Raw genomic sequence first — 23,321 nt, 5'->3', positions numbered from 1 at the left:
GGCTCCACACCTACAATCACCACCGCGGACACACCGCACTCGCAGGCAAGCCACCCGCCAGCCGCATCCCCAACCTCACGGGACAGAACACCTAGAGCGCGCTCTTGCGCTGTAGCACGTTGTAGGCGATCCAGCCCGGCACCACCGGCAGCCAGAAGGTCAGCGCCCGGTAGAGGAACACCGCCGGGGTGGCGACCGAGGGGGAGACGTCGGCGACGGTCAGGGCGCCGATCAGGGCGACCTCGACGGGGCCGATGCCGCCCGGGGTGGGGATCGCGGAGCCCGCCGCGTTGGCGGTCAGGAAGACCACCGCCACGGCCGAGAAGCTGACGTTGCCGCCGAACGCCTGCACCGAGAAGTCCAGGCAGGCGGTGAAGGAGAGCGTCAGCAGCAGGATGCCGCCGAAGCCGGTGATCAGCTTGCTGGGCGTCTGCATCAGGTCGAGCATGCGCGGCACCACGCCGAAGAACAGCGAGCGCAGCCGCCCCAGCACGAACCGGCGCATCGGCGCCACGGCCGCCACCACCAGGGCGAGCACGGCGGCCGAGAGCACGCCGATGATCACCGCGCGGGAGGCGGAGAGGTCCCCGTTGGTCTGGCTGCCGGTGATCAGGCCGAAGGCGAACAGCAGCAGCAGGTGCCCGGCCAGGCCCGCCAGCTGGGAGGCGCCCACCGAGGCGACCGCCTGCCCGGAGCGGATGCCGGCCTTCTGCAGGTACCGGGTGTTGAGCGCCATGCCGCCGATCGCCGCCGGGGCGACCAGCTTGACGAAGGACCCGGCGATCTGGGCGGCGACGGTGCGCCGGAACGGCAGCTTCTCGGGGACGAAACCGGTGAGGCTCATCGCCGCGGCCACGTAGCTGAACGCCGCCGCGAGCAGGGCCGCCGCGGCCCAGGCCCAGTTCATCTGGGAGAGCTTGAGCTGCGCCGGATTGATGGTGGTCAGCGCCAGGTACGCGGCGAAGGTGAGCGCGATCACCATGATCAGGGTCTTGGGCTTGAGCCGCTCCAGCTTGGCCGGCGCCATCGGCGCCTCCGGGGCGATCTGGAGGATCTGGCCGCGCAGCCGGCTCAGCAGGTCCTCGCCGGCGACCGCGATGTCCTCCTCCGCCTGCTGCTGGGTGCGCTCGCCGGAGGCGACCTGCTCCAGGGCCCTGGCCCGGGCGACGGTCTTGCGCTCCTTGGTCAGCTTGGCGAGGTCGACCCTGGTGGAGCGGCTCATCCCGACGGGCTGGAGCAGCGGCAGGGCCTGCGCGACCCGGTCGGCGCCGAGCACCGCGTTGGCGACGGAGACGGCCCGCTCGGGGCCGATCCGCAGCGCGAAGGTGGTGAGCAGCTGGGCGACGTCGATGCGCAGGGTCAGGTCGGTGGCGGCGATGTCCCCGCCGGAGAGGTTGACCAGGCAGCCGGTCTCCTCGTCCACGACCAGCAGGGACTCGCCGGTCAGGCGGCGGTGCGCGATGCGGCGCTCGTGCAGGGCGGCCACCGACTGCCACAGCGAGGCCATCATCCGGTCGGTGACGTCCTCGTCGGCCAGCTCGTCGAGGGTGCGGCCCTCCACGTACTCGTAGACCAGGATCGCGGCGTCCGGGCCCAGCTCGGAGGTGGCGACCAGCTGCGGCGCCCGGGCTCCGGAGGCGGCGGCCGCGTACGCGATCAGCGCCTCCTGCTCCAGGGCCTGGCGCAGGGACTGGGGGCTGCGGCGCACGGCCACCGAGCGCAGCCGCAGGCGGCGCCAGGCGCGGTAGAAGAAGCCGGAGGCCTGCTGCTCCCGGTCGATGATGTGGACGTCCAGCGGCGGGCCGTCCTGCTGGGTGACGTGGTAGCGGCGGGTGCCGCCGGGCGCGTCGGGGGCGCGCAGCGCGGAGTCCGGGGTGAAGCCGACCTTGCGCAGGCCGATCATCAGGTGCTGGCCGGTGGGGCGGATGTTGGGCGAGCCGATCGCGTACAGCGTGCCGTAGGCGACGGACCAGCCGATCAGCACGGTGAGCATCAGCGACAGCGGGGTGGTGTAGCCGCCGAGCAGCTCGGTGATCCCGCTGAACAGCACGACGGCCCAGAGGGCGACCCGCCAGCGGGGTCTGCTCGACATGCCGACGGCGGTCATGTAGGCGATCACCGGCGCGAGGTAGCCGTGCACCGGGTCGGTCAGGGTGCCGTTGCTGTTGGTCGCGAGCCGGGTCAGGGCGTCGCGGATGTGGTCGGAGGCGCCCTCGGCCACCCACCAGTCGATGCCCAGCGAGACGCCGTACGCCAGCACCGAGGCGAGCACGCCGTCGGCGACCCGCAGGCCGTCGCGTTTGATCAGCCGCTCGACGGCGAAGGACAGCGGCACGGCCAGCACGGCGACGCTGGAGAGCAGGCCGGTGATGGTGGACAGCACCGCGGAGAAGTGCGGGGCGTTGGTGGCGATGTCCTGCTCGATGCCGCTGGTCGTCGAGGTGGCGATGCCCGCCAGCACGAAGACGGCGACGATGCCGAGGACGCCGGCCAGGAAGCGGATCAGGTCGGACGGGCGGTGCGCGCGGGCGGCGAGCAGGGGCTCGTCGACGTCCAGCGGCGGGGCGTCGTCCAGGGGGTCGTGGTCGGGGGCGGGGACCTTCGCTGCCCGGTCCCTCTTGGTCTTGACCAGTGACACCTGGGGCGGGACGGGGGCCGCGGGCTCCTCCTCCGAGGGGCTCTGCGGCCCTCCCGGAGGCTCCGCGGGTACGGCGGCGGAGGACTCGTCGGAGTCCTTCTCCACGCCCACGTCAGCCGTCCCGGTCATCTGGTCTTGTCCTCGTATCACCACTCACCGCCCCGGAAGATGGTGGCATGCCCCGCGCCCCCGCGCTGGACAGGGGCCGGATCGGGCGCGGCGGATCGTACGGACCGGCCCTGCCCCGCGCCCCGGTGCGGAAGAATGCCGCAGGTGACGGACGTGACAGAGGAAGGCCCTCCGGGTGCACTTCCGGCCTTCGCCGAACTGGTGCTCGACCTGACCGAGCGGATTCCACCCGGCAGGGTGATGACGTACGGGGACGTCGCCGAATACCTCGGCCAGGGCGGCCCGCGGCAGGTCGGCCGCGTGATGGCACTCTACGGCGCCTCCGTGCCCTGGTGGCGGGTGATCCGGGCGGACGGGCGGCTGCTGCCCGGCCACGAGCACCGCGCCCTCGCCCACTACGGTGACGAGGGCACCCCGCTGCGCGAGCTCGCCGACCCGCCCCGGGTCGACCTGCGCCGGGCCCGCTGGGACGGCGCCGAAACGTCACCGGATGCGGCGAAACCGCCACGCGGACGGGATTGACGGGGCAGGATCGTAGGCTCGATGCGGGCGGGCTCACTCGGGCCCGCTCGTCCGGATGGGCCCCGGCCCGCCCCTCAGGTGCCCGAAAGACCCCAGGACCAGTCAGTGACCTCCCCCTACCGGCTCGTGCGCAGCCCGCTCGCCCAGCCCGACCCGCCCGTGCTGGACGAGTACCAGCGCGCCGTGGTCGAGCACCGCGGCGGCCCGCTGCTCGTCCTCGCAGGGCCGGGCACCGGAAAGACCACCACCCTCGTCGAGGCCGTCGCCCGCCGCATCGAGGAGGGCGTCGACCCTGAGAAGGTCCTCGTCCTCACCTTCAGCCGCAAGGCCGCGATGGAACTGCGCGACCGGATGTCCGGCCGCCTCGGCGCCAGCGCCGCCGCCCCGCAGGCCACCACCTTCCACTCCTTCTGCTACGCCCTGCTGCGCGCCCACCAGTCCCCCGAGGACTACGCCGAGCCGCTGCGGCTGCTCTCCGGCCCCGAGCAGGACGTCATGGTCCGCGAACTGCTGGCCGGCGGCGCCGAGGACGCGAAGGCCGGCCGGGGCCGCACCGCCTGGCCGCTGGACCTGCGCGCCTGCCTCACCACCCGCGGCTTCGCCGACGAGGTCCGCGCCGTCCTCGCCCGCAGCCGCGAGCTCGGCCTCGGCGAGCAGGAGCTGGAGCGCTTCGCCCAGGGCGTCCAGCGCCCCGACTGGGCCGCCGCCGCGCACTTCCTCGCCGACTACCTCGACGTCCTCGACCTGCGCGGCGTCCTCGACTACGCCGAGCTCGTCCACCGCGCCGTCCTGCTCGCCGAACGCCAGGACGTCGAGGAGGACCTGCGCCGGCGCTACGAGGTCGTCTTCGTCGACGAGTACCAGGACACCGACCCCAGCCAGGTCCGGCTGCTGCGCCGCCTCGCCGGGCCGGGCCGCGACCTCGTCGCCGTCGGCGACCCCGACCAGTCGATCTACGCCTTCCGCGGCGCCGACATCAACGGCATCCTCGACTTCCCCCGCACCTTCCGGCGCGCCGACGGCGCCCCCGCCGACGTCAAGGTGCTGCGCGTCTCCCGCCGCTCCGGCGCGGTCCTGCTCGCCGCCTCCCGCGAACTCGCCCGCCGCATGCCGATGGGCCGGCTGCCCGCCGACAAGCTCGCCCAGCACCGCGCCCTGCTCCCCTCCCGGGAGGGCGGCCGGGTCGAGGTGTACACCTACCCGACCCCCGGCGCCGAGCTGGACTCCGTCGCCGACCTGCTGCGCCGCGCCCACCTGGAGGACGGGGTGCCCTGGGGCGAGATGGCCGTCCTCGTACGCGCCGGCGCCCGCTCCATCCCCGGCGTGCGGCGGGCCCTCGGCGCCGCCGGAGTCCCCCTGGAGATCGACGGCGACGACCTGCCGCTGCGCGAGGAGCCCGCCGTCGCCCAGCTGCTGCTCGCCCTGCGGGTCTGCGCCGATCAGGCCGCCCGCGACAAGGCGGGGGACCCGGACGCCCCCGACCCGCTCACCGTCGACCTGGCCCACGCCCTGCTCACCGGCCCCCTCGGCGGCCTCGACGGCGCCGACCTACGCCGCCTCGGCCGCGCCCTGCGCGAGGAGGAGCGCGCCGCCCTGCGCGCCGAGAAACTGCCCGGAGCCCCCCGGGCCGCGGGCGAACTGATCCGCGAGGCCCTCGCGGAACCCGAGCGCCTCGTCGCCCTCGACCCCGCGCACGCCCGCCGCGCCCGCGACCTCGGCACCCTGCTGCGCAAGGTCCGCGAACGCCTCGCCGGAGGCTGCACCGCCGAGGACGCCCTGTGGGAGCTGTGGGACGGCAGCCGCCGCTGGCGCGAACGCCTGGAGCGCGCCGCCCTGCGCGGCGGCGCCGCCGGCCGCAACGCCGACCGCGACCTCGACGCCCTGTGCGCCCTGTTCGAGACCGCCGCCCGCGCCGAGGAGCAGGTCACCGGCCACCGCAGCGCCCTCGACCTGCTCGCCGAACTCGACGCCCAGGACATCGCCGCCGACACCCTCACCGTGCGCACCGTCCGGCCCGAGGCCGTCCGCCTGATGACCGCCCACCGCTCCAAGGGCCTCGAATGGCGCCTCGTCGTCGTCGCCGGGGTCCAGGACGGCCTCTGGCCCGACCTGCGCCGCCGCGGCTCCCTCCTCGAAGCCGACCGCATCGGCCGCGACGGCCTCGCCGAACCCCTCTCCCCGGCCGCCCTCCTCGGCGAGGAGCGCCGCCTCTTCTACGTGGCCGCCACCCGCGCCAAGGACCGCCTCGTCGTCACCGCCGTCAAGGCGCCCGCCGACGACGGCGACGAGCCCTCCCGCTTCCTGCGCGAGCTCTACCGCGAGGACGTCGACCCGCGGACGGGCCGCGTCGTGCGCCGGACCCCGCCCGTCACCGTCGAGGACGTCACCCACCGCCCCCGGCGCCCGCTCTCCGTCGCCGCCCTCGTCGCCGAGCTGCGCGCCGTCACCGTCGACCCCGCCCGCAGCCCCGAACTGCGCCGCGCCGCCGCCGAACGCCTCGCCACCCTCGCCGCCGCCTCCGACGAGGAGGGCGTGCCGCTCGTCCCCGCCGCCCACCCCGACCGCTGGTGGGGCCTGGACGACCCCACCACCGCCCCCGAACCGCTGCGCAGCCCCGACCAGCCCGTCCGGCTCTCCGGCAGCGGCCTCGAACAGCTGGAGAACTGCTCCCTGCAGTGGTTCCTCGACAAGGAGGTCAAGGCCCGCGCCCCCGGCTCCGCCGCCCAGGGCTTCGGCAACGTCGTCCACGCCCTCGCCGACGAGGTCGGCTCCGGCCGCGCCCCCGCCGACCTCGCCGTCCTCATGGAGCGCCTCGACACCGTCTGGGACGCCCTCGCCTTCGACGCGCCCTGGAAGTCCCAGCAGGAGAAGACCGCCGCCCGCGACGCGCTGGAGCGCTTCCTCAACTGGCACGTCCTCGAACGCGGCCGCGACGTGGTCGCCACCGAGCACGGCTTCGACCTCACCCTCGACGTCGGCGGCGTCTCCGTGCGCATCCGCGGCTCCATGGACCGCGTCGAGAAGGACCACGCCGGGCGGGCGTACGTCGTCGACTTCAAGACCGGCAAGCAGATCCCCACGGACAAGTCCCTGCCCGAGCACAAGCAGCTCGCCGTCTACCAGCTCGCCGTCCGGGCCGGGGCCCTCAACGAACTCCCGGGGTTCGACGGAGGGCCGCCGGCCGTCGGGGGAGCCGAGCTCGTCCATCTGCGCGAGGCCGCCGCCAAGGCCGACCAGGACAGCCCCAAGGTCCAGCGCCAGGAGCCGCCCGAGGGCGAGCCGTGGATAGAGAACCTCCTCGCCGAGGCCGCCGGGAAGGTCCTCGCCGAGCGCTTCGTCCCGCAGACCGGCGGCGGCTGCGACCGCTGCTCCTTCCGCCGCAGCTGCTCCGCCCAGCGTGACGGGGCCCAGCTTCTCTGAGTGCCCGCTCGCCTCCGGGCGCTCTGACCCGGTGCCGACGGTCGGCGCTCCCTCGCTTCTCCCTTTCGGCACCGGCGCGCCCTTCGGCTCGGGGCACGGCTCGTCGAGTGGAGCCCGGCAGGTGAAGGGTGTCCGAAGCTCCGGTTACGGTTGCGGGGTGACCGCCGTGCTCAGCCATCCCGACCAGCTCAAGGAGCTGCTCGGCATCCCGTTCAACCGGGAGCAGATGGCCGCCATCGGCGCCCCCCTCGCCCCCGCCGTGATCGTCGCCGGCGCAGGCTCCGGCAAGACCACCGTGATGGCCGCCCGCGTCGTCTGGCTCGTCGGCTCCGGAGCCGTCCGCCCCGAGGAGGTGCTCGGCCTCACCTTCACCAACAAGGCCGCCGGGGAACTCGCCGAACGCGTCCGCGTTTCCCTCGCCCGGGCGGGTGTCACCGACCGCGACGAGGCCGAACCCCTCGGCGAGCCCGAGATCTCCACCTACCACGCCTTCGCCGGGCGCCTGCTCAAGGAGCACGGCCTGCGCATCGGCATCGAGCCGGACGTACGGCTGCTCGCCGACGCCACCCGCTTCCAGCTCGCCGCCAAGGTCCTGCGCACCGCCCGGGGGCCCTTCCCGCACCTCACCGGCACCTTCGCCAACCTCGTCGCCGACCTCATCGCCCTCGACGGCGAACTCGCCGAGCACCTCGTCGAGCCCGACACCCTGCGCGCGTACGACGAGGGCCTCCTCGACACCCTCGCCGGGGTCAAGCTCACCAACGACGACCTGCGGGCCGTCCCCGCCACCGCCCGGGCCCGGCTCGAACTGCTGCGCCTCGTCGAGGACTACCGGCGCCGCAAGCACACCGCCGGGCTCATGGACTTCGGCGACCAGATAGCCGCCGCCGCCCGCCTCGCCCAGCAGCGCCCCGAGGTCGGCGAGCTGCTGCGCGCCCAGTTCAAGGTCGTCCTGCTCGACGAGTACCAGGACACCTCCGTCGCCCAACGCCTCATGCTCGCAGGGCTGTTCGGAGGCAGGGCAGGGCACCCCGTCACCGCCGTCGGCGACCCCTGCCAGGCCATCTACGGCTGGCGCGGCGCCTCCGTCGCCAACCTCGACGACTTCCCCCGCCACTTCCCCCGCGCCGACGGCAGCCCCGCCGACCGCTACGCGCTCAGCGAGAACCGCCGCAGCGGCGGCCGGCTGCTCGCCTTCGCCAACGGTCTGGCCGCCCCCCTGCGCGCGATGCACGAGGGCGTCGAGGCGCTGCGCCCCGCCCCCGGCGCCGAGCGGGACGGCTACGTGCGCGCCGCGCTGCTGCCCACCCACGCCGAGGAGATCGACTGGCTCGCCGACTCCATCGCCCACCTGGTGCGCACCGGCACCGCCCCCGGGCGCATCGCCGTGCTGTGCCGGGGCGGCGCCGCCTTCCCCGACGTCCACGCCGCCCTCGTCGCCCGCGAGGTGCCCGTGGAGGTCGTGGGCCTGGGCGGGCTGCTGCAACTGCCCGAGGTCGCCGACCTGGTGGCCGTCTGCGAGGTCCTCCAGGACCCGACCGCCAACGCCGCGCTGGTGCGCCTGCTGATCGGCCCGCGCTGGCGGATCGGCCCGCGCGACCTCGCCCTGCTCGGGCGCCGCGCCGCCGACCTGGTGCGCACCGACCGGGGCGACGGGGGAGAGGCGCTGGCCGCCGCCGTCGCCGAGGCCGACCCCACCGAGGTCGTCTCGCTGGCCGACGCCGTCGAGACCTTCCTGACCGCCTCGGCCGACGGGGGTGGCGACCAGCCCGACGACCTGCCCTTCTCCGCCGAGGCCCGGGTGCGCTTCGCCCGCCTCGCCCGCGAACTGCGCGAGCTGCGCCGCTCCCTGGCCGACCCGCTGATGGACGTGCTGCACCGGGTCCTGACCGTCACCGGCCTGGAGGTCGAACTCTCCGCCTCCCCGCAGGCCCTGGCCGCACGCCGCCGCGAGACCCTGCACGCCTTCCTCGACGTCGCCGCCTCCTTCGCCGACCTCGACGGGGACCCCGGCCTGCCCGCCTTCCTCGGCTTCCTGCGTGCCGCCCAGGAGTACGAGCGCGGCCTCGACTCCAGCCTCCCCGGCGGCGAGGACACCGTGAAGGTCCTCACCGCCCACAAGTCCAAGGGCCTGGAGTGGGACGTCGTCGCCGTCCCCGGCCTGGTCAGGGGCGCCTTCCCCTCCTCCAGCCCGCGCGAGCGCTGGACCAGCACCAAGCGCGTGCTCCCGCACGCCCTGCGCGGCGACGCCGCCACCCTGCCCGACGTGCGCGGCGACTGGACGTCCAAGTCCATGACGGCCTTCAGGAAGAGCCTCGCCGAGCACTCCGCGACCGAGGAACTGCGCCTGGGCTACGTCGCGTTCACCCGCCCCCGCTCCCTGCTGCTGGCCTCCGGGCACTGGTGGGGGCCCTCCCAGAAGACCGTCCGCGGCCCGTCCGCCTTCCTGGAGCAGCTGCGCGAGCACTGCGAGGAGCCCGGCAACGGCGAGGTCGAGCACTGGGCCGAGCAGCCGGAGAAGGGCGCCGAGAACCCGGCGCTGGCCGCCCCCGTCGACCGCCCCTGGCCGCTGCCGCTCGACCCCGCCGCCCAGCACGCCCGCCGCCGCGTCGCCGAGGTCGTCCGCGCCCGGCTCGCCGGGGCGCCCGCCCCCGAGGCGGAGCCGATGGCCGTCGAGGACCAGCGCCAGGTCGCCTCCTGGGACCGCGACCTGACCGCCCTGCTCGGCGAGTTGGAGCGCTCCCGGCGCACCGCCCGCGAGGTGCCGCTGCCCGGCGCGCTCTCCGCCACCCAGCTGCTGCGCCTGGCCGCCGACCCGGACGGCTTCGCCCACGACCTCGCCCGCCCGATGCCCCGCCCGCCCCAGCCCGCCGCTCGGCGCGGCACCCGCTTCCACGCCTGGGTGCAGTCCCGGATCGAGCCGCTGCTGCTGATCGAGCCCGGCGCGCTGCCCGGCGCCGACGACGACGGCATCGAGGACGAGCAGGACATGGAGCGCCTCAAGGAGGCGTTCCTGCGCACCCCGTACGCCCGGCGCCGGCCGCTGCGGGTGGAGGCGCCGTTCCAGCTGGTGCTCGCGGGGCGGGTGGTGCGCGGCCGGATCGACGCGGTCTACCGCGAAGGTGACGCAGTGTCGGAATCCGGTGGTGCGTCACGCTACGAAGTGGTGGACTGGAAGACCCACCGCGAGGAGAGTGCCGACCCGTTGCAGCTCGCGGTCTACCGGCTCGCCTGGGCCGAGCAGGCGGGCGTCGACCCCGAGCAGGTCACGGCCTCGTTCCTGTACGTCCGCAGCGGACGGATCGTCCGCCCGGAAGGACTTCCCGACCGAAAAGAGTTGGAACGGCTCCTGATCGGGAACAGTGAAGAATGAGTCACCGAGAGCATCCAACTCATCACGCCGACGCCCGAAACCTGTGCGTCGTGCACGTTTCGCGCCTATTGTGGGGTCGGTAACCGGTCAACCCCGTGCTCCGGCCACCAGCGAGGTCCACGCCTCCTAACCCTCAGTCATCACCGCAGGTGTCCCACGGGCACCGGCGACTTCTGCTGGAGAGACCGAAGTTGAGCGCGACCGGATGGATCAGAGAGCGGTTCACCGGGCCGACCCCGGGCTCCGCTCCGGGCACGACCGGCACCTGGCCGAGGACGGCGCTCATGCTGCCCGTCATCGGCATGGCGCTGATCGTCGCCCTCGACTACCTCAGCGGCACCGAGGTGACCGTCGAACCGGCCCTCACCGCCGTCCCCGCGCTGGCCGCCGTGGTCAGCCGCCGCACCTGGTACCCCCTCGTCATCGGCCTGTGCACCGAGGCCGTGGCCTTCCTGATGGCCTTCCGCAGCGACGCGCTGGGCCAGTCCGTGCACGCCGCCAGCGTCATCGCGATCCTGCTCGTCGCCACCATCGGCTGGGTCAGTGCCACCCTGAGGCTGCGCCAGGAGCGGGCCCTGGCCGACGCGCAACTCGTCGCCTCCATCGCCCGACGGGTCCTGCTGCGGCCCGTCCCCGAGAAGGTCGGCACCGTCCGGGCAGCCGTCCACTACGAGGCCGCCGCCGCGCACGCCCGCATCGGCGGGGACCTCTACGAGGTCGTCAACACCCGGCACGGGGTGCGGGCCGTGGTCGGCGACGTGCGCGGCAAGGGCCTCGGCGCGGTGGAGACCGCCGCCGCCGTCCTCGGCGCCTTCCGCGAGGCCGCCCACCAGGAGGCCGCCCTGGACAAGGTCGCCGGCTGGCTGGCCGTCAGCCTCGACCGGGCCCTGCACGAGAACGACCACCCGGGCGTGGAGGAGGAGTTCGTCACCCTGGTGCTGATCGGCGTCGGCCCGGACGGCACCGCCGAACTCGTCAACTGCGGCCACCCCTCCCCGCTGCTGCTGCGCGGCGGGGACGTCCTGCCCCTCGAACTCGACGAGACCGTACCGCCGTTGGGCGTCCTCGACCCGGCCGACGTCCGCCCGCCCGTCCACCGCGTGACGCTGCGCGGCGGCGACCGGGTGCTGCTGTTCACCGACGGCGTCATCGAGGCCCGCGACCGCTCCGGCGCCTTCTACCCGCTCGCCGAACGCCTCCCGCGCTGCGCGGCCGGCCACCCGGCGGACGTCCTGGAGCGCCTCCACGAGGACGTGGTGCGCCACGTCGGCCGCCAGCTCGGCGACGACGCGGCGATGCTGCTCCTGCAGTACGAGCCCGCCGGCGGCACCGGCCTGCCCCAGCAGGCCGGCATCCTGACCCACCAGAACTAGCTGCTAGAGCGAGACCTCCACCAGCAACGGCCGGTGGTCCGACACCGCCGAGCGCGGCGCCGCCGCCGGGCCCACCGCCGTGCGCGGCACGCCCACGGCGAGCACGTGGTCGAACTGGACCGCCGGCCGGTGCGAGGGGTACGTGGGGGTGCGCGCCAGGTCGTACCAGCCCTGCAGCCGGGCGCGCGGCTCGCGCACCCGGCGCCGACGCGGCTCGGCCGCCGCCCGCCCCCGCCGCGCCGTGCGCAGCCGGCGCACCTGCGCCCGGGGCGCGCTGCGCTCCAGCGCCGTGGCCCCGCCCAGCACCGTGCGGGGCACCGCGCCGATCAGGTTGAAGTCCCCCAGCACCAGGTACGGCTGCGGCAGGTCGGCGATCCAGCGGCGGATGCCGGCCAGCTGCGCCATGTTCCAGCCGGGCACGAAGGACAGGTGCGCGGCGACCACGGTGAACGGGCCGTGCCGCCCTTCCAGCACCGCCGCCAGGGCCGCGCGCGGCTCGTCCGGCACGGGGGTCAGGCCGCGCCGGCCGGCGACCCGCAGCGGCAGGCCGAACGGCGCGGGGGCGAAGCGCCGGGCCCGCCAGTGGTGCACCGGGAGCCTGGTCAGCAGCGCGGTCCCGTACGAGGGCGGGGCGCCGTCGCCGGTCTCGCCCGGCCCGTACACCCGCAGGCCGCCGGGGGCGGAGGGCTCGGGCAGCCAGCCGGCCACCGGGGCGGGGCGCCCGTGCAGGGCGGCGGCGAAGCGCCAGTCGGCGGCGCCCATCGCGGCGGCGGCCACGGCGGCCTGGTCGGCGCCGCCGGAGCGGTCCTGGTGGCGGTCCACCTCCTGGAGGGCCAGCACGTCGGCGTCCAGCGCGGCGACCGCCTCGGCCAGCGGGGCGCCCGGGTCGTCCGGGTAGGGCCGCGGGGCGCCGTCCGGTGCCAGGGGCTGACCGTGCAGCAGGTTGAAGGTGGCGATGCGCAGCTGGCTCACCCGGACGACGGTACCCGCTCGCCGGAGGGCGGGGGCGCGGCTTGAGGCGGCAGGGCATACCGGGTATACATACTGAGTATGTCCATCCGCCACGGTCTGCTCGCCCTGCTCGACCAGGGCCCCCGCTACGGCTACCAGCTGCGCGTCGAGTTCGAGGCGCGCACCGGCGCCACCTGGCCGCTCAACGTCGGGCAGGTCTACACCACCCTCGCCCGCCTGGAGCGCGACGGCCTCGTCGAGCCCGCCGGGGAGGACGAGGAGGGCCACCAGTTCTACGCCGTCACCGACGCCGGCCGCACCGAACTGCGCGCCTGGTTCGACACCCCGGTGCCCCGCACCAGCCCGCCGCGCGACGAACTGGCGATCAAGCTCGCCATGGCCGTCACCGTCCCCGGAGTCGACGTCTCCGCCGTCGTCCAGGGCCAGCGCCGCCACAGCATCAAGGCCCTCCAGGACTACACCCGGCTCAAGGGCCGGGCCCTGGCCGCCGAACCCGCCGACGGGCCCACCGCCGGCAACGACCTCGCCTGGCTGCTCGTCCTCGACCAGCTGATCTTCCAGACCGAGGCCGAGATCCGCTGGCTCGACCACTGCGAGACCCGGCTCGCCAAGCAGGCCGAACTCCGGCAGGCCCGCGCCGCCCAGGCCGCCCGCGACGGCGTCGCCGAACGGCCCGCGCCCGCCAAGGGCCTGCGCCGCACCCGCCGCTAGAACCGCACCGCTCGGCCCCGACCCGAGCGCACACCCAGCAACAAGGGGGGAATCGTGTCCCACGACCCACACCGGAACGAACCGGTGCTGCACCTCGAGAACGTCACCCGCGTCCACGGCCAGGGCGCCGCCGAGGTCCAGGCCCTGCGCGGCGTCGACCTCAAGGTCCACCCCGGCGAGTTCGTCGCCGTCATGGGCCCCTCCGGCTCCGGCAAGTCCACCCTGCTCACCCTCGCCGGCGGCCTCGACAGCCCCACCGACGGGCAGGTCCTCGTCGAGGGCGTCGCCCTCGGCGGCCTCAGCCGCAAACGCCTCGCCCAGGTCCGCCGCCGCTCCATCGGCTACGTCTTCCAGGACTACAACCTCATCCCGGCGCTCACCGCCGCCGAGAACGTCTCCCTGCCCCGCGAACTGGACGGCCTCTCCACCCGCGCCGCCCGCCGCGAGGCCCTCGCCGCGCTCTCCGAACTCGGCATCCTCGAACTCGCCGACCGCTTCCCCGACGACATGTCCGGCGGCCAGCAGCAGCGCGTGGCCATCGCCCGCGCCCTCATCGGCGAGCGCCGCCTCGTCCTCGCCGACGAGCCCACCGGCGCGCTGGACTCCACCACCGGCGAGTCCGTCCTCGCCGTACTGCGCGCCCGCTGCGACGCCGGCGCCGCCGCCATGATGGTCACCCACGAGGCCCGGCACGCCGCCTGGGCCGACCGCGTCGTCTTCCTGCGCGACGGGAAGATGGTCGACGAGTCCGTCAGCCAGGACGCCGCCAGCCTCCTCGTGGCCGCCGCCGCGAACAGCAAGCAGGTGGACGAGTGAGGATCGGAGCCTGGCGGGTCGCCCTGCGCATGGCCCGACGGGACGCCCTGCGCTCCAAGGGCCGCAGCGCCCTCGTGATCGCCATGGTCGCCCTGCCCGTCCTCGGCGTCACCGGCGCCGACGTCTTCTACCGAAGCGGCGAACTGACGCCCGGCGAACGCGCGGTGCGCGTCATGGGCCAGGCCGACGCCGACCTGCGCATGTCCCAGCGCGGATCCAGCGTCCTCCAGGCGCCCGACCCGGACAACGGCATGATGATGCCCAGCCCCGGCCGCGACGCCTCCGGCAAGCCCGTCGAGCCGACCCCCGCCCAGAAGCGCAGCCAGGAGACCGAACCCGCCGAACTGGCGCGGCAGTTGCTGCCCCCGGGCACCGTGTTCGTCCCCCAGCCCGACACCTACTACGGCGCCGCGAAGAGCGCCGAGGGGCTGCTCAGCGTCCAGGTCACCGAGAAGGACCTCGCCGACCCGCTCTGGAAGGGCGCCGTCAAGCTCGTCGACGGCGCCGCCCCCACCGCCGACAACCAGGTCGCCGTGACCAGGGCGTTCCTCCAGCGCTCCGGGCTCAAGATCGGCGACCGCACCGGAGTCCAGGGCCTCGACGGCACGGACCTCACCATCACCGGCTCCGTCGAGTACCCCGGGGACCTCAACTCCACCGAGATCGTCGCCCGCCCCGGCGCCCTCCTCGGCGCCCTCGCCAAGAGCGCCGACAACAGCCGCAACAACCACAAGACCGACAACGGCACCGTCAACCACTGGCTCGTCAAGCTCCCGGCCGGCGCCGCCCTCGACTGGCCCAAGGTCGTCGAGCTCAACACCTACGGCTTCACCGCCACCTCCCGCGCCGTCCTGCTCGACCCGCCCGCCCGCGCCGACGTGCCCTTCTACGTCGACGCCGACCGGCGCGGCAGCGGCGACCGGCCCTCCTTCTTCAACCGCACCTCCGTCGTCATGCTCGGCACCGTCGTCGGCATGGCCCTGCTGGAGATCGTGCTCCTCGCGGGCCCCGCCTTCGCCGTCGGGGCCAGGCGCTCCCGGCGGCAGCTCGGCCTGCTCGCCGCCGCCGGCGGTGAACGCGCCAACGTGCGCGCCGTCGTCCTCGGCGGCGGCATCGTCCTCGGCCTCACCGGCGCCGCCGTCGGCATATCCGTCGGGCTCGGACTGACCGCCCTGTTCCGCACCGCCGCCGAGGAACGCGCCGGCTCCCGCTTCGGACACTTCAACGTCCAGCCGCTCGACCTGCTCGGCATCCTCGCCGTCGGCCTCGTCACCGGGCTGCTCGCCGCCGTCGTCCCCGCCGTCCAGGCCTCCCGCCAGGACGTCGTCTCCGCGCTCACCAGCCGCGACTCCGTCAAGCCGCCCAGCCGCCGCCTCGCCGTCCTCGGCCTGCTCATGCTCGGCGGCGGCGGCGCCACCGCCCTGCTCGGCGCCACCAGCGAGTCCACCAACCGCAGCCTCACCGTCATCGGCGGCTCCGCGCTCGCCGAACTCGGCATGGTCGTCCTCACGCCGTTCCTCATCGGCCTCTTCGGCCGGCTCGGCCGCTGGCTCCCCCTCGGCCCCCGCCTGGCCCTGCGCGACTCCGTGCGCCACCGCGGCCGCACCGCGCCCGCCGTCGCCGCCGTCATGGCCGCCGTCGCCGGCTCCGTCGCCGTCAGCATCTACATCGCCAGTGGCGAGGAGGAGTACCGCCGCGACTACGTCCCCGCCGGGCCCGCCAACGCCGTCATGCTGGGCGGCAGTTGGGGCCCCACGGTCAACCGCACGATGCTCCCGCAGATGCGCGAGGCCGTCGAGCAGAGCATCCCCGGCCTCGGCCCCCGCGCCGACGTCCTGCGCGTCAACTACAAGGGCGACTGCACCGGCGACGCCAGCTGCGGCTCCGTCATGGTCATCAAGCCCAAGGACAAGCGCTGCCCCGCCCAGGACCTCGGTGACACCGTCACCGGCATCGAGTACAACCGCGTCCTGGAGACCGACCCGCGCTGCAAGCAGGACGAACGCCGGGGCAGCCGCTTCGGCGACCTCACCTCCGGCGACGCCGGCCTCCTGCGCAATCTCTACGGCGTCACCGACCCCGCGGCCGTCCAGGCCCTGGACGGCGGCAAGGCCGTCGTCTTCGACCCCGACTACGTGGACAAGGACGGCAAGGTCACCCTGCGCCTGTACGAGCCCATGGACGTCAACTCCCACGAGGTCAAACGCGCCGCGCCGACCGACGTGCAGGTCGACGCCGTCGTCGCCACGCCCGTCCTGGCCTCCCACCGCCAGGCCGTCATCAGCACCGCCGCCGCCACCCGGCTCGGCCTCACCACCAGCCCCGCCGGCTCCGTCTGGCTGCCCGGCAGCACCCCCAGCGACGCCGCCGAGCAGAAGGCCGCCGGCGCCATCGGCAAGTACACCGACTACCACCAGCTGGACATCGAACGCGGCTACCAGAACAAGGGCGACCTCATCTCCCTCGGCCTCAACGGCTTCGCCGCCCTCGTCGCCCTCGGCGCCGCCGGCATCGCCACGGGGCTGGCCGCCGCCGACTCCCAGCGCGACCTCACCACGCTCGCCGCCGTCGGCGCCGAACCGCGCATCCGCCGAAGCCTCTCCGGCTTCCAGTGCGGCGTCATCGCCGCCATGGGCACCCTGCTCGGCACCGTCTGCGGCGTCGTCCCGGCCATCGCCCTGCGCAAACTCAACTCCACCGGCTACCCCGGCATGAGCGCGGAGCAGCTCGCCAACAAGTCCCTGATCGTCTTCCCCTGGACCACGGTCCTCGCCGTCGTCGTCCTGCTGCCGCTGCTCGCGGCCGGCCTCGCGGCACTGCTCACCCGCTCGCGGATCACCCTGCTGCGCCGCTCCGGCTGAGCCCGGTCCGGCTGAGCCCGCTCCGCCCCCGCCACTCCCGTCGCGCGCCCCGGCCGCGGCGGGGGTGATGGACGTTACAGGCGCGAGCGGGCCCGGCGGGCGGACGGCCGGGGCGGGCACCCGCACGGGCGAACTACAGTCGTCGTCATGACGAGAACCCCGGACAGCGCCGTCCGCTCCCACATCGCCGAGCACCGGGCCGCCTTCCTCACCGACCTGTGCGAGTGGCTGGCCATCCCCTCCGTCTCCGCCGACCCCGAGCGCGCCGGCGACGTGCGCCGCTCCGCCGAGTGGCTCGTCGCCAAGCTGCGCGACACCGGCTTCCCGGTCGCCGAGGTGTGGGAGACGGACGGCCTGCCGGCCGTGTTCGCCGAGTGGCCCTCCGGGGACCCGTCCGCGCCGACCGTCCTGGTCTACGGCCACCACGACGTGCAGCCCGCCGCGAAGGAGGACGGCTGGGCCACCGAGCCGTTCACCCCCACCTTCGTCGGCGAGCGGCTGTACGCCCGCGGCGCGGCCGACGACAAGGGCCAGGTCTTCTTCCACACCCTCGGCGTGCGCGCCCACCTCGCCGCCACCGGCCGCACCGCGCCGGCCGTCAACCTCAAGCTCCTGATCGAGGGCGAGGAGGAGTCCGGCTCCCCGAACTTCGCCGCCCTCGTGCGCCGCGAGGCCGACCGGCTCGCCGCCGACGTCGTGATCATCTCCGACACCGGCATGTGGGCCGAGGACACCCCGACCGTCTGCACGGGCATGCGCGGCCTCGCCGACGCCCAGGTCGACCTGTACGGGCCCGACACCGACATCCACTCCGGCTCCTTCGGCGGCGCCGTCCCCAACCCGGCCGCCGTCGCCGCCGAACTCGCCGCGGGCCTGCACGACGCCGACCGCAGGGTCGCCGTCCCCGGCTTCTACGACGGCGTCGTCGAGCTGACCGACCGCGAGCGCGAACTCTTCGCCGAGCTGCCCTTCGACGAGGAGCGGTGGCTGCGCGTCGCCAAGTCGTACGGGCTGCGCGGCGAGGCCGGGTACTCCACCCTGGAGCGGATCTGGGCCCGCCCCACCGCCGAGGTCAACGGCATCTGGGGCGGCTACACCGGCCCCGGCGGCAAGACGATCGTCCCCTCCTCCGCCCACCTCAAGCTCTCCTTCCGGCTCGTCGCCGGGCAGGAGGTCGAGAAGGTCCGCGAGGCCGTGCGCGCCTGGGTCGCCGAGCGGGTGCCCGAGGGCATCCGCCACGAGATCGTCTTCCCCGGCGCCACCCGGCCCTGCCTGACCCCGCTCGACCACCCGGCGCTGCGCTCCACCGTCCGCTCGATGGAGCGGGCCTTCGAGAAGCGGGTGCTGTTCACCCGCGAGGGCGGCTCCGGCCCCGCCGCCGACCTGCAGGACGTGCTCGGCGCCCCGGTGCTCTTCCTCGGCATCTCGGTGCCCTCGGACGGCTGGCACTCGGTGGACGAGAAGGTCGAGCTGGACCTGCTCGCCAAGGGCGTGGAGACCGCCGCGTACCTGTGGGGCGACCTGGCCGAGAACTTCCGGCCCGGCGCGTGACGCGCCCCGGCCGTCAGATCACTCATCCGGATGACTCATCAACTGGGGATGGAACGACGTGAGCACCGTGCCTGAGACCGATCCCGCCCCGCACCTGGCCCTGGCCCGGGCCGGGGTGGACCGGGCGGCCGAGCACCGCTTCGACGAGCCGTGGCTGGCCGCCGCCTGGAGCCACCCGACCACCCGGGTGCTGCCGATCGCCGGGGGCGAGGCCTTCGTCGTCGACACCGCGCAGGGCACCGAGCTCGTCCTGATGCCCTCCTTCGAGGCGCCGCAGGGCGGGGACCGGTACTTCCTGGGCACCGACGAGGACGGTGTCTCGTACTTCGCCCTCGCGGGGGAGACCCTGCCAGGGCGCCTGGACGGCGACGCCCGCCCCGCCGGGCTGCGCGAGGTCGGCGCCCTGCTGTCCGACCGGGACGCGGGGCTGCTGGTGCACGCCGTCGCCCTGGAGCACTGGCACCGGCTGCACAGCTTCTGCTCGCGCTGCGGCCACCCGACCGAGAAGGCCGGCGCCGGGCACGTGCGGCGCTGCACCTCCTGCGCGGCCGAGCACTACCCGCGCACCGACCCGGCCGTGATCATGGTGATCACCGACGAGCAGGACCGCTGCCTGCTCGGCCGCCAGGCCCTGTGGCCGGAGGGCCGCTGGTCCACGCTGGCCGGATTCGTCGAGCCGGGGGAGTCGATCGAGCAGGCCGTGCGCCGCGAGGTGCAGGAGGAGGCGGGCGTGCGCGTCGGCGAGGTGCGCTACGTCGCCAGCCAGCCCTGGCCCTTCCCGTCCAGCCTGATGCTCGGCTTCAGCGGCCGCGCCCTGCCGGAGGGCACCGGGATCACCGTGGACGGCGAGGAGCTGGCCGAGGCGCGCTGGTTCTCCCGCGAGGAGCTGCGGGCCGGGATGGCGGCGGGGGAGATCCTGCCGCCCTCCGGGATCTCGATCGCCCGCCACCTGGTCGAGCTCTGGTACGGCGAACCGCTTCCCGCGGCGGCCCGCTGGTAATCCTGTATGAATTCCACGGGCGATCTCCCGGGAATGCCTGGAGGGGGGCGTGCGATTCCCATCGCGCGCCCCCCGTTTTCGTTCCCGACCCCCCGGAGAAACCGCCGTTCGTGGCCGGACGGGCCAGTTCTGCTACCACCAGGAGTCCCGGAAGCCCCACGGTCGACCCGCCAGGACGAAATCGCCGGAAACGACTGAAAACGCGCCGCCGCGCTCGCTACATTCACTCGGGTGACGATTCCGAGGGGCACCGCCCAATCCCCCAAATACCAGCGCCTCGCCGCCGACCTGCGCCGCCGCATCGCCGAAGGCGAATTCACCACCGAGTCCGCCCTCCCGGTCGAGAGCGAACTGGAACGCCAATACGGCGTCGCCCGCAACACCGTCCGCCTCGCCGTCGACGTCCTCGTCAACGAAGGCCGCCTCGTCCGCCTCCAGGGCAAGGGCACCTACCTGCGCGAACACCCCGTCCTGGATCACCGCGCCTACGGCCCCACCACCGCCCCGGCCGGCCGCGACTGCCTGGCCTCCCCCTCCGCCGTCTACCTCGGCGAAGCCGCCGACGCCGGCCGCGAACTCGGCACCGACTTCGAGATGACCATCGTGCGCGCCCGCGTCGACATCGCCGAACGCCTCGGACTGCGCCCCGGCGAGGCCATCGTCGTCCGCCGCCAGCTGCGCCTGCTCGACCGCGAGCCCTACTCCATCGAGGAGAGCCACTACCGCGCCGGACTCGCCGCCGGCACCCCGCTCATGGAGCCCGACCCCGTCGACGGCGGCGACGAAGCCGTCCTCGCCGCCCTCGGCCGCACCGAGATCGGCGCCGTCGACCACCTCGTCGCCCGGATGCCCGGCCCCGAGGAGGCCCAGTGGTTCCAGGGCGGCCCCGGCGTCCCCCTCGTCGTCCAGACCCGCGTCACCTACGACCGGCGCGGGCCGGTCCGCGTCATCGAGACCCGCTACTCCGCCGACCGCTGCCGGCTCGTCTACGGCGTCGGCGACCTCGGCGCCCGCACCACCCTGCCCGCCCCCTCCGCCCCCGTCGACCCCGCCCGGGCCGACGCGCCCTGAACCCCGGCGCGCCGCCCCCGGGCGCGGGTCAGGCGGCCAGCGCCTTCTTCACCTGGATCAGGCTCGGGTTCGTCATCACGACCCGCTCGCCGCCGCTCTGCGGCGTCACCAGGACCGTCGGCACCGTCTGGTTGCCGCCGTTCACCGACTCCACGAACGTCGCGGACTCCGGGTCCTGCTCGATGTTGATCTCGGTGTAGGCGATGCCCTCACGGTCCAGCTGGCTCTTCAGGCGGTTGCAGTACCCGCACCAGGTCGTGCTGTACATCGTCACGGAAGACATCGAGGAGGCTCCTTCTGGGTCTGGCTGCTTCGGCCCGGTCCTTGTTCGAACCGGGTCGTACGGTCCGACAGCCGCAACGCCCACCGGAGCGCGGGCATTCCGGCCGCACCCGCCGGACGGCCCGGCGGAACGGGAACGATCATCCTCCGGTCATACCGCCCCTGTGGACAACCCCGCCCCCGTTGTCCCACCGGGCTGAGAGGATGGAACGCATGCAGGAAGACCTCTTGAGCGGCAGCCCGTCCGACGCCCCCCACGGCTGGGCCGACCCCGGCGCCGCCACCGGCCCCGACGCCGTCCTCGCCGGGCTCGACCCGGAACAGCGCGCCGTCGCCACCTCCCTGCAGGGCCCGGTCTGCGTCCTCGCGGGCGCCGGTACGGGCAAGACGCGCGCCATCACCCACCGCATCGCCTACGGCGTGCGCAGCGGCGTCTACCAGCCCGCCCAGGTCCTCGCCGTCACCTTCACCGCCCGCGCCGCCGGCGAGATGCGCGGCCGCCTGCGCCAGCTCGGCGCCGAAGGCGTCCAGGCCCGGACCTTCCACGCCGCCGCCCTGCGCCAGCTCCAGTACTTCTGGCCCCGCGCCGTCGGCGGCCCCGTCCCCCAGCTCCTCGAACGCAAGGTCCAGCTCGTCGCCGAGTCCGCCGGCCGCTGCGGCCTGCGCGTCCAGCGCACCGAACTGCGGGACCTCACCGCCGAGATCGAGTGGGCCAAGGTCACCCAGATCGGCCCGGACGACTACCCCGCCGCCGTGGCCAAGCTCGGCCGCGACGCCCCCCGCGACCCCGCCGAGACCGCCCGCGTCTACCGCACCTACGAGGAGGCCAAGAGCCGCCGCGGCGTCATCGACTTCGAGGACGTCCTGCTGCTCACCGCCGCCATCCTCGAGGACCGCCCCGACATCGCCGACCAGGTCCGCTCCCAGTACCGGCACTTCACCGTCGACGAGTACCAGGACGTCTCCCCGCTCCAGCAGCGCCTCCTCGACCAGTGGACCGGCCCCGGCGGCGGCGCCAGCCTCTGCGTGGTCGGCGACGCCAGCCAGACCATCTACTCCTTCACCGGCGCGACCCCCGACTACCTCCTCAACTTCCGCACCCGCCACCCCGACGCCACCGTCGTCAAGCTCGTGCGCGACTACCGCTCCACCCCCCAGGTCGTCCACCTCGCCAACGGCCTCCTCTCCCAGGCCCGCGGCGAGGCCGCCCGCCACCGCCTCGAACTCGTCTCCCAGCGCGAGGCCGGCCCCGAACCCGTCTACACCGAGTACGAGGACGAGCCCACCGAGGCCGAGACCACCGGCCGCCGCATCAAGGACCTCCTCGCCTCCGGCGTCCGCGCCAGCGAGATCGCCGTCCTCTTCCGCACCAACGGCCAGTCCGAGGTCTACGAGCAGGCCCTCGCCGACCTCGGCGTCCCGTACCAGCTGAAGGGCGCCGAGCGCTTCTTCGAGCGCCCCGAGGTCCGCGACGCCGGCGTCCTGCTGCGCGGCGCCGCCCGCGCCGCCGACGACCCGCTCACCGAGGGCGCCCCCGACCTCGCCGGCCAGGTCCGCGCCGTCCTCGCCAGCCGCGGCTTCACCCCCGAGCCGCCCGCCGGCTCCGGCGCCGTCCGCGACCGCTGGGAGTCCCTCGCCGCCCTCGTCCGGCTCGCCGAGGAGTTCGAGCGCACCCGCACCGCCGAAGGCCTGGGCGCCGACCTCGCCGCCTACGTCGCCGAACTCGACGCCCGCGCCGCCGCCCAGCACGCCCCCGCCGTCGAGGGCGTCACCCTCGCCTCCCTGCACGCCGCCAAGGGCCTCGAATGGGACGCCGTCTACCTCGTCGGCCTCACCGAGGGCACCCTGCCGATCATCTACGCCAAGACCGACGAGCAGATCGAGGAGGAGCGCCGCCTCCTCTACGTCGGCGTCACCCGCGCCCGCAAGCACCTCAGCCTCTCCTGGGCCCTCTCCCGCTCCCCGGGCGGCCGCGCCTCCCGCAAGCCCACCCGCTTCCTCGACGGGCTGCGCCCCGGCTCCTCCGGGCCCGGCGCGCGCACCGGCGGCCGCGCCGGCCGGGGGAGCGTCGAGGCGGGCGAGCGCTCCGCCGGCCGAAGGGTCCGCGGCCCGGTCACGTGCCGGGTCTGCGACCGCGTCCTGACCGAGGCCGTCGAGCGCAAGCTGCGCCGCTGCGAGGACTGCCCCTCCACCATGGACGAGGGCCTCTACGAACGCCTGCGCGAGTGGCGCAGCGGCGAGGCCCGCAAGCAGGGCCTGCCCGCCTACGTGGTGTTCACGGACGCGACACTCATGGCGATCGCCGAGGACGTGCCCGGGAGCACCCGGGAACTGGCCCTGATCTCGGGGGTCGGCGCCATGAAGCTGGACAAGTACGGGGCCGCCGTGCTCTCGTTGTGTGCGGGGGAGGAGCCCGAAGAGGCACCGGACGACGTCGAGGACGGCGAGCCGGCCGATCCGGCGTGAGCCGGTGCGGGCGCGGTCCAGGTACCGCTCGGGGGACTTCCCGACACATGGCGAAACGCGCTCGTGAAAAATAGTTTGCGCGGCGTACCGGGAGCGCAATAGCCTGCCGGAGCGGTCAAGGGGACTGGATCGCACG

At 74.7% G+C, this 23,321-nt stretch carries 14 protein-coding genes; 11 read left to right on the top strand and 3 right to left on the bottom strand.

The window, feature by feature from the left end; genetic code table 11:
- Positions 1-91 precede the first annotated feature (91 nt).
- Positions 92-2,767 (bottom strand): flippase-like domain-containing protein, encoded by a 2,676-nt coding sequence (locus ACIRRS_RS30945; protein ID WP_402977676.1) that lies wholly within the window; start codon positions 2,765-2,767, stop codon positions 92-94.
- A 135-nt stretch (positions 2,768-2,902) separates the two neighbouring features.
- On the opposite strand from ACIRRS_RS30945, the gene ACIRRS_RS30940 reads away from it, so the two are divergent.
- From ACIRRS_RS30940 to ACIRRS_RS30925, 4 genes are all read left to right on the top strand, one after another.
- Complete coding sequence (locus ACIRRS_RS30940; RefSeq protein ID WP_402977673.1) at positions 2,903-3,289, top strand: MGMT family protein; 387 nt, start codon at positions 2,903-2,905, stop codon at positions 3,287-3,289.
- A 105-nt stretch (positions 3,290-3,394) separates the two neighbouring features.
- On the top strand, positions 3,395-6,709 hold the full coding sequence (locus ACIRRS_RS30935; protein ID WP_402977670.1) for an ATP-dependent helicase: 3,315 nt from the start codon (positions 3,395-3,397) through the stop codon (positions 6,707-6,709).
- 157 nt (positions 6,710-6,866) lie between these two features.
- Positions 6,867-10,082: a UvrD-helicase domain-containing protein gene (locus ACIRRS_RS30930; protein ID WP_402977667.1), complete on the top strand. Its 3,216-nt coding sequence runs from the start codon at positions 6,867-6,869 to the stop codon at positions 10,080-10,082.
- Positions 10,083-10,366: 284 nt separating this feature from the next.
- A complete protein-coding gene (locus tag ACIRRS_RS30925) occupies positions 10,367-11,455 on the top strand; it encodes a PP2C family protein-serine/threonine phosphatase (protein ID WP_402977664.1) in 1,089 nt (362 codons plus the stop codon).
- 3 nt (positions 11,456-11,458) lie between these two features.
- Here ACIRRS_RS30925 and ACIRRS_RS30920 read toward each other — a convergent pair whose 3' ends face one another.
- On the bottom strand, positions 11,459-12,427 hold the full coding sequence (locus ACIRRS_RS30920; RefSeq protein ID WP_402977661.1) for an endonuclease/exonuclease/phosphatase family protein: 969 nt from the start codon (positions 12,425-12,427) through the stop codon (positions 11,459-11,461).
- Positions 12,428-12,505: 78 nt separating this feature from the next.
- Between ACIRRS_RS30920 and ACIRRS_RS30915 the strand changes: the two genes are divergently transcribed.
- From ACIRRS_RS30915 to ACIRRS_RS30890, 6 genes are all read left to right on the top strand, one after another.
- The gene (locus ACIRRS_RS30915; RefSeq protein ID WP_402977659.1) at positions 12,506-13,138 is read left to right on the top strand and encodes a PadR family transcriptional regulator; all 633 of its coding nucleotides are present in this window, start codon (positions 12,506-12,508) and stop codon (positions 13,136-13,138) included.
- Between the two features lie 54 nt (positions 13,139-13,192).
- Positions 13,193-13,954: an ABC transporter ATP-binding protein gene (locus ACIRRS_RS30910; RefSeq protein ID WP_402977656.1), complete on the top strand. Its 762-nt coding sequence runs from the start codon at positions 13,193-13,195 to the stop codon at positions 13,952-13,954.
- Positions 13,951-16,815 (top strand): ABC transporter permease, encoded by a 2,865-nt coding sequence (locus ACIRRS_RS30905; RefSeq protein WP_402977653.1) that lies wholly within the window; start codon positions 13,951-13,953, stop codon positions 16,813-16,815. Before ACIRRS_RS30910 ends, ACIRRS_RS30905 begins: the two co-directional genes overlap by 4 nt.
- 147 nt (positions 16,816-16,962) lie before the next feature.
- The gene (locus ACIRRS_RS30900; protein WP_402977650.1) at positions 16,963-18,366 is read left to right on the top strand and encodes a dipeptidase; all 1,404 of its coding nucleotides are present in this window, start codon (positions 16,963-16,965) and stop codon (positions 18,364-18,366) included.
- A 58-nt stretch (positions 18,367-18,424) separates the two neighbouring features.
- Complete coding sequence (gene nudC, locus ACIRRS_RS30895; protein ID WP_402977647.1) at positions 18,425-19,366, top strand: NAD(+) diphosphatase; 942 nt, start codon at positions 18,425-18,427, stop codon at positions 19,364-19,366.
- A 231-nt stretch (positions 19,367-19,597) separates the two neighbouring features.
- A complete protein-coding gene (locus tag ACIRRS_RS30890; protein ID WP_402977644.1) occupies positions 19,598-20,437 on the top strand; it encodes a GntR family transcriptional regulator in 840 nt (279 codons plus the stop codon).
- A gap of 28 nt (positions 20,438-20,465) precedes the next feature.
- On the opposite strand, the gene ACIRRS_RS30885 is transcribed toward ACIRRS_RS30890, so the two are convergent.
- Positions 20,466-20,720 (bottom strand): mycoredoxin, encoded by a 255-nt coding sequence (locus ACIRRS_RS30885; RefSeq protein ID WP_402977641.1) that lies wholly within the window; start codon positions 20,718-20,720, stop codon positions 20,466-20,468.
- Positions 20,721-20,923: 203 nt separating this feature from the next.
- Here ACIRRS_RS30885 and ACIRRS_RS30880 point away from each other — a divergent pair, with 203 nt between their 5' ends.
- The gene (locus tag ACIRRS_RS30880; RefSeq protein ID WP_402977638.1) at positions 20,924-23,185 is read left to right on the top strand and encodes an ATP-dependent DNA helicase UvrD2; all 2,262 of its coding nucleotides are present in this window, start codon (positions 20,924-20,926) and stop codon (positions 23,183-23,185) included.
- The last annotated feature ends 136 nt before the right edge of the window (positions 23,186-23,321 follow it).

It is taken from the genome of Kitasatospora sp. NPDC101183 (assembly GCF_044767945.1).
In the GTDB taxonomy this organism is placed as follows: domain Bacteria; phylum Actinomycetota; class Actinomycetes; order Streptomycetales; family Streptomycetaceae; genus Kitasatospora.
This window is presented reverse-complemented; position numbering and strand designations above follow the sequence as displayed.